General features: G+C 38.6%; 5 protein-coding genes. 4 read left to right on the top strand and 1 reads right to left on the bottom strand.

The window, feature by feature from the left end; translation table 11 throughout:
• Nucleotides 1–132: 132 nt before the first annotated feature.
• From CP368_RS09300 to CP368_RS09285, 4 genes are all read left to right on the top strand, one after another.
• Complete coding sequence (locus CP368_RS09300) at nt 133–1047, top strand: prolyl aminopeptidase (protein WP_003627833.1); 915 nt, start codon at nt 133–135, stop codon at nt 1045–1047.
• A gap of 88 nt (nt 1048–1135) precedes the next feature.
• On the top strand, nt 1136–2137 hold the full coding sequence (add, locus tag CP368_RS09295; RefSeq protein ID WP_098044087.1) for an adenosine deaminase: 1002 nt from the start codon (nt 1136–1138) through the stop codon (nt 2135–2137).
• Between the two features lie 50 nt (nt 2138–2187).
• A complete protein-coding gene (locus CP368_RS09290) occupies nt 2188–2691 on the top strand; it encodes a nucleoside 2-deoxyribosyltransferase (protein WP_025006001.1) in 504 nt (167 codons plus the stop codon).
• Between the two features lie 150 nt (nt 2692–2841).
• The gene (locus CP368_RS09285) at nt 2842–3468 is read left to right on the top strand and encodes a PepSY domain-containing protein (protein WP_098044086.1); all 627 of its coding nucleotides are present in this window, start codon (nt 2842–2844) and stop codon (nt 3466–3468) included.
• Between the two features lie 27 nt (nt 3469–3495).
• On the opposite strand, the gene CP368_RS09280 is transcribed toward CP368_RS09285, so the two are convergent.
• The gene (locus CP368_RS09280) at nt 3496–4014 is read right to left on the bottom strand and encodes a GNAT family N-acetyltransferase (RefSeq protein ID WP_098046017.1); all 519 of its coding nucleotides are present in this window, start codon (nt 4012–4014) and stop codon (nt 3496–3498) included.
• Between the last annotated feature and the right edge of the window lie 60 nt (nt 4015–4074).

Genomic DNA, 4074 nt, shown 5'->3' with positions numbered 1-4074 from the left:
TAAAGAAATAAATTTAAGGAATCATTCATCCTTACACAAACTATTTTACAGTCTCTACTTGTCTTTTTCTCAATCTGATACGATAATTAATGTAATACATTCTATTTTTAATAAAGACTGAAAGGAAATTCTATGAAAACTGGTACTAAAATTATTACTTTAGACAACGGTTATCACTTATGGACCAACACTCAAGGCGAAGGTGATATTCATTTATTAGCTCTTCACGGCGGTCCTGGCGGCAACCACGAATACTGGGAAGACACTGCTGAACAATTGAAGAAGCAAGGTCTTAACGTTCAAGTTACCATGTACGATCAATTGGGTTCTCTTTATTCAGATCAACCTGATTACTCTGATCCTGAAATTGCTAAAAAATATTTGACTTACGAATACTTCTTAGACGAAGTTGATGAAGTGCGTGAAAAGCTTGGCCTCGATAACTTTTATTTAATTGGTCAAAGCTGGGGTGGACTTCTTGTTCAAGAATACGCAGTTAAATATGGTCAACATTTAAAGGGTGCCATCATTTCATCCATGGTTGACGAAATTGATGAATACGTTGCTTCAGTTAATAGAAGAAGACAAGAAGTTCTTCCACAGACTGAAATCGACTTTATGCATGAATGCGAAAAGAACAATGACTACGACAACCAACGTTACCAAGATGATGTCCAAATCTTGAACATTAACTTCGTTGACCGTAAGCAACCTTCTAAGCTTTACCACTTGAAGGATATCGGCGGTAGTGCTGTTTACCACGCATTCCAAGGTGATAACGAATTTGTCATCACTGGTAAGTTGAAGGACTGGCACTTCAGAGATCAATTGAAGAACATCAAGGTTCCTACTTTGCTTACCTTTGGTGAAAATGAAACTATGCCAATTTCTACTGCTAAGATTATGCAAAAGGAAATTCCTAACTCACGCTTGGTTACTACTCCAGATGGTGGTCACCACCACATGGTTGATAACCCAGACGTATACTACAAGCACTTAGCTGACTTCATTCGTGAAGTTGAAAACGGCACTTTTAAAGGTGAATAAAGATTGAAAAGAAGTCCAATTTGGGCTTCTTTTTTCTCCCTAATATGCTAGAATTAGAACAATTTAACATATTTAAGGGGATGACAATATGAGGAAACTGATTGATTTACACCTTCACCTAGATGGTTCCGTACCATTCACCACTATCAAAGAGTTAATGACCATCCATGGCCTGCCTACTATTGATGATCAAATTCTGCGGCAAAAACTATCGGTGGGTCCTGACTGCCGTGATTTAAATGAATTTCTGGAGAAATTTGCTTTTCCCGTTCATTTAATGCAAACGGCAGCTGATCTGCAACTGATTGTATTTAGTTTGCTAAAAAAAATAAAGAAACAGGGACTGGTTTACGTCGAGATTCGTTTTGCGCCCCAGCTTCATACTGAGCAAGGTCTGACTCAAGAGGAAGTAGTGCGCGCAGCGATTAGCGGCTTAAACCAGTTTTTTAATTGGCAAAAAATGCATTCCTCTAGTCAGCCTGAGCTACATGCTAATCTGCTGCTGTGCCTGATGCGACTACCTCATAATTATGACCAGAACCTAGAAACGATCACTGTAGCTAAGCATTTTCTGGACCGTGGCGTCAGTGGCTTAGATCTAGCTGGAGCCGAAACGCCCGCCTTTGCCATCAGCAATCATACTTCTTTGTTTAATCTTGCTAGTCAAAACAGCATTCCTTTCACCATTCATGCAGGCGAAGCGATGGGCCCAGAGTCGATTTACCAAACGTTAGATTTAGGAGCCAGGCGCATCGGCCACGGCATCCGCTGCATTGAAGATACGCAGCTAGTAGCAGAGCTCATCCAAAACAAGATCACGTTAGAATGTTGCGCTACCTCAAATTTGAATACTAAAGTATTTGATCAAATTGACCACTACCCTGTTAAAAAGTTGCTCAATCAGGGCGTTAACGTCACGCTCAATTCTGATGACATGACCGTTTCTAACATCGACTTGCCCCATGAATACCAACTGTTAGAAGAAAAGACGGGGTTAACTCGAGCCGACGAAAAACAACTCTATTTAAACGCGGTTACTGCCGCCTTTTGCTCAAATGCGGAGAAAAAGCGATTATTTTCTTTAATCTAAATGTGCTAAAATCAAACTAATTTTTAAATTAACTATGATGGAGAAAAATTATGAAAGCAGTAGTTCCAACAGGAAAAATTTATTTAGGTTCACCATTTTACAGCGATGCTCAAAGAGAAAGAGCAGCCAAGGCAAAAGAGTTGTTAGCAAAGAATCCAAGCATCGCGCATGTCTTCTTCCCCTTTGATGATGGTTTCACCGATCCGGACGAAAAGAATCCTGAAATCGGCGGTATCAGAAGCATGGTTTGGCGGGATGCGACTTACCAAAATGATTTAACTGGTATTTCAAATGCCACTTGCGGCGTATTTTTATATGATATGGATCAATTGGATGATGGTTCTGCCTTTGAGATTGGCTTCATGCGTGCCATGCACAAGCCGGTAATCTTGGTGCCATTTACTGAGCATCCTGAAAAAGAGAAGAAAATGAATCTGATGATCGCTCAAGGCGTAACCACGATCATCGATGGCAATACTGAATTTGAAAAACTTGCTGAATATAACTTCAACGAATGTCCTTCTAATCCAGTTCGCGGCTACGGCATTATCTAATATCAATAAGCAATCCCTTAATTTCATTAAGAAATACATAAGTCAGTGACAATATGTCATTTTTATCTATACTTATTTCTCGTAAGCGTGTATAATTAATATCATGATATAGAAAATGATATTGATGTAAATGTGTCAGGAGAAATGTGTATGAATAAATTAACTAAACTCACCGCTGGTGCTGCCTTAATTGGCGCTTTAGCTGTTGGTACTGTTGCATGTAGCAACAATGATCACAGTGAATCAACCCAATCTTCTAAGGTTGAAAAGTCAAAGAAGAATACTAATAAGGCAGTTAAGCAAAACGAAACCAAGCTTAAGAGAACTAAAATTGATCTCAGTCAAAGCGAAGCTTTAAACAAATTCAATGAAAAATACCCTAACAAGAAAATTAAGAGTATTGATTTGAAGCAAGAAAACGGTACCTACGTTTATGAAATCGACGGTTTTGACAAGACTAATGAATATACTGCAACAATTAACGCCGATACTGGCAAGTTGTTACATTCACATTCTGAAAAGCTTGACTTAGACGATCGTCACCAAAAAGCGCTTGATCTTGATAGCGTAATCAGCCGTGATGAAGCAACTAAGATTGCGGAAAAACATGCTGACGGCGTAAGTAAAGAATGGAATCTTGAACTCGATGAAGACGATGGCAAGGCTTACTGGGATGTTGAAGTAAGCGATGGCACTAAGTCAACTGAAGTTAAGATTAATGCCACTAGCAAAGACGTTGTGAGAACTGATCGCGATCATGGCGATGATAATGACTAAAAAAGAGGTCCAAATTGGACCTCTTTTCTATTGCAATTTTTTAAGTAATAACCAGTCAGTTTGTGGATCGCTGCCAACTTGAAAAGTATGCTCGCTTACCTTTTCAAAACCATGATGCTTGTAGAAATGTTGGGCATTAATATTCTTTTCGTAAACGCCAAGCCACATATAGTCATAGTCCTCTTTTCTTGCCGTATCTTCTGCATAATCTAGCAACACATTACCTAATCCTTTATGTTGAAAACTTGGCAATAAGTAAATGCGTTCCACTTCTAAAGCATTTTCTTTTAAATGCTCAGTTTGCGCATCCCCTACATTAATCTTCAAGTAGCCTGCTACTTCATCGCCCACCATCAAGAAAAAGAAGCGACTATTCGGATTTTCTATTTCCTTAATCAACTTGCTGGTTTCATAATCTTCTTTCAAAAAGCGCTTCATATCATCTGGAGCAGTATAGTCATCAAAAGTATCCTTGAAAGTCTCACGTGATACTTCTTGCAACTTCTCCACATCATTAGTTGTTATAGACTTAATTGTGTAATCCATTAATATGAGACTGTAAAATAGTTTGTGTAAGGATGAATGATTCCTTAAATTTATTTCTTT

The organism is Lactobacillus sp. UMNPBX17 (assembly GCF_002553735.1).
GTDB classification, from domain to species: Bacteria; Bacillota; Bacilli; order Lactobacillales; family Lactobacillaceae; genus Lactobacillus; species Lactobacillus gallinarum.
The sequence above is the reverse complement of the archived record's forward strand: the minus strand, read 5'-3'. Positions and strand labels throughout refer to the sequence as shown.

Coding starts and splice junctions, on each gene's coding strand:
- CP368_RS09300 (WP_003627833.1), top strand. CDS start 133: ATGAAAACTGGTACTAAAATTATTACTTTAGACAACGGTTATCACTTA.
- CP368_RS09290 (WP_025006001.1), top strand. CDS start 2,188: ATGAAAGCAGTAGTTCCAACAGGAAAAATTTATTTAGGTTCACCATTT.
- CP368_RS09285 (WP_098044086.1), top strand. CDS start 2,842: ATGAATAAATTAACTAAACTCACCGCTGGTGCTGCCTTAATTGGCGCT.
- CP368_RS09280 (WP_098046017.1), bottom strand. CDS start 4,014: ATGGATTACACAATTAAGTCTATAACAACTAATGATGTGGAGAAGTTG.
- add (WP_098044087.1), top strand. CDS start 1,136: ATGAGGAAACTGATTGATTTACACCTTCACCTAGATGGTTCCGTACCA.